The 2909-nt window shown below is 71.3% G+C and carries 2 protein-coding genes; both read left to right on the top strand.

Annotated features, from left to right (window positions below):
* The coding region (locus AC1D01_RS28025) for a hypothetical protein (protein ID WP_477872240.1) at positions 1-926 on the top strand (926 nt) is incomplete at its 5' end.
* Positions 927-944: 18 nt separating this feature from the next.
* Positions 945-2909, top strand: a 1965-nt coding sequence (locus tag AC1D01_RS28020) for a D-alanyl-D-alanine carboxypeptidase family protein (protein ID WP_477872238.1), incomplete at its 3' end; no start/stop codon positions are given.

The raw sequence follows: 2909 nt of genomic DNA, 5'->3' as shown, positions 1-2909 counted from the left end.
GCGACATCCTGACCACCGTCACCGCCACCGACCCCATCGAGATACCGCGCCTGTTCCGCTGGGACCACCTGATCTACGCCTACATGATCGAGAACACCCGCGTCTACGAGGTGTTCAAGCGCGTGGTGCATGAGTTCGTGCATGGCGAGAAGCTCGGCGTGCCCGATGCCGACTCGCAGGCCTGGCTGCGCAACACCGAGGAGCTGTTCTTCAAGGACGGCGCGCCGTTCTTCGCGACCTCGCTGGTCAGCCACATCCGTGGCGACCTGCGCGCGAACCGCCGCARCCCCTACCAGCGCCTGTTCGGCATGGAGCTGAACCACGGCATGGACGACGGCAAGCCGCAGCCCTACGTGCGCGCCGAGGCGGCGAACGCCGAGTTCGTGCCGACCTTCGAGGAGTTCCTGCGCGAGGTCTGGGTCGGCATGACCTACGTCACCGCGAGCGCGAGCAGCAACCCGACCGACCCGGCCAAGATCGTCACGCTGGCGAGCAAGCTGAAGAACATGCTGCTGTCGCGCCGCCAGGACGGCAACCTGTCGCGCGAGGAGTTCTCGGCGGTCACCGCGATGGCGTGGTTCCACCTGACGCTCGAGTACAAGAACGACGGCGCCAGCTCGCCGATCGTCGCATCGCTGCGGGCGCAGGCCAATGGCACCGAGCAGCGGCTGTTCAAGGTGGCCGAGCGCGTCGGCCTGCCCGCGCACGGGCTGTCGAAGCACTTCTTCGACATCGCCGATGCGATCTCGCGGATCCTGACGCAGATCGAGAGCAACGACTACGACACCACCGACAAGGTGCGCGCGCTGTTCACGCCCGAGCCCACGCTGCTGACCAGCCCCGAGGCGGCGATGCGAACCATCATCACGCACTGGACCGCGATCACGGGCCGTGACGTCAAGGCCCGCAAGGTCGCGCCCAACTGAACGCCGGAGGTCGATGCCATGAAGCCGGAATCCCCTTTCCTGTCGGCCTACCCGACGCAGGCGCACGAGACCGCCCCCGAGGCGCCGCCGGCCCGCGGTGCCGGGCTCGCTGCGCTGCTGTTCGAGAGCCCGTATGTGCGGCTCGCGCGCGTCGACCACGAGGACCGCGACGCGGCGGAGTGCGAGGCCTGCCGCTGCCACGAACTCGACAACGAGCTGGACGACGAAGCCTCCCCGTTCGAGGTCGGCGAGGTCGCCGAGGTCGATTCCACGCCGGTGGTCGACGCCCCGCTGTCGGCCGACGACCGCACCTGGGTGCTCGACCTGCAGCGCTCGGCGCTGGAGCGCCTGCCGGACGCGGCGCTGCAGCGCAAGTACCTGAAGGAGGTCGACTGGAAGGACGTGGAGTTCCCCGGCAACGTGCCGCCCCGCGGCTCGGTAACGGCGGCCGTGAAGGCGCACTGGGCCTTGTCGGAGCGGCTGTTCGTCGACATGGCCCGCGTGACGCCGGAGCGGCGCGTGAACCTGGACGGCACGAAGATCGCGTTCCGCGCGCACCGCCCGGTGGCCGTGCCGGGCCAGCCCGGCGCGCAACTGTATGCCGAGGCCAGCGCCGCCTTCGTGCGCATGCGCGACGCGGCCCTGAAGGAAGGCGTGGCGCTGGACATCACCTCGTCGTGGCGCTCGGCCGGCCAGCAGGCGGCCCTGAGCGCCGCGCAGCCGAACGAGAAGGCGGTGGCCAAGGGGCACTCCGCGCACATGTACGGCCTGGCGGTCGACCTGCAGATGTCGGTGCGCGGCCTCGACCTGTCGGGCAAGAGCCAGACCCGCACCGCCGAGAAGATGGCCAAGCTGGTGCGCATGTACCGCTCGCCGGTCTACAAGTGGATGATGCTGCGCGGCAAGGCCTTCGGCTGGTACCCGTACCGCCGCGAGCCCTGGCACTGGGAATACAACCCGCCGGGACTGAAGCCGCGCTTCGAGGGGGGCTCGGCGTCTTCGTCAACGTCTTTGCCGGCGCCTGCGAAGACGCCTGCCACCACCACGCTGTCGGCCGGCGGCCAGCCCAAGGCCTGGGTGCGCTTCGCGCAGCGCGTGCTGAACGCCACCGCGGGCGAGCGGCTCTCCGACGACGGCGATGCCGGCCCGCTGACGCGCGCCGCGCGCACCCGCTTTCGCGACCAGCACCGGCTCGGCGGCAGCTCGGAGCCCGGCAGCTCCACCGACATCGCGCTGACGCAGCGCGCACTGGAGCACCTGTCGCACACCTCGATGTTCGCTGCGCTCGGCACGCGCGACGCGAAGCTGGACCAGGCGCTCGCGGCCGTCCGCGCCGAGCGCCATCTCGGCTTCGGCGCGGTGCTCGATGCCGCGACGCAGACCGCGCTGGCGGATGCGCTGCCGTCGGCGGCCGCCTCTTCGGCAGCGTCGCCGTCGGCTGCATCGCCCGTCAGCGCCGCGCCGGTGCCGCACCTGGGCGGCCAGGTCTGGCTGATGAAGGCGGCCTCGTATGCCGAGCCGGTCGCGGTCTTCGTGCCGAAGGCGGCTCTCGGGCAATCGAGCGTCGACGTGCTGTTCCACGTGCACGGCCTGCTGAGGGACGCCTCGCTGCCGCCGAAGCCACCGGGCGGCTTCATCACCGCGGCACCGTTCCGGCTGGGCGCGCTGGTCGATGCCTCGGCGCTGCCGATGGTGCTCGTCGTGCCGGCGATGAACTGGGATGCGCCCGGCGGCGCCAAGGCCGGCGGCCACCGGGATCCGCGCTGGAGTGCGCTGGCCCAGCCCGCACGCTTGAACGCGCTGATCGCCGAGGTGCTGGCCGACGTGGCACGCGTGCAAGGCCGCGCCCAGGCACCGGCGCTGAACCRCCTGGTGGTGTCGGGGCACTCGCGTGCCTACGACTTCCTGGAGCCGCTGCGCGCGCTGCACGGCGATGCGCAGGCCAGCCAGGGCGCGCTCGCGCAGCTGGCGCAGGTGTGGGCG

The organism is Rhizobacter sp. P3_B12 (assembly GCF_056402895.1).
This window is presented reverse-complemented; position numbering and strand designations above follow the sequence as displayed.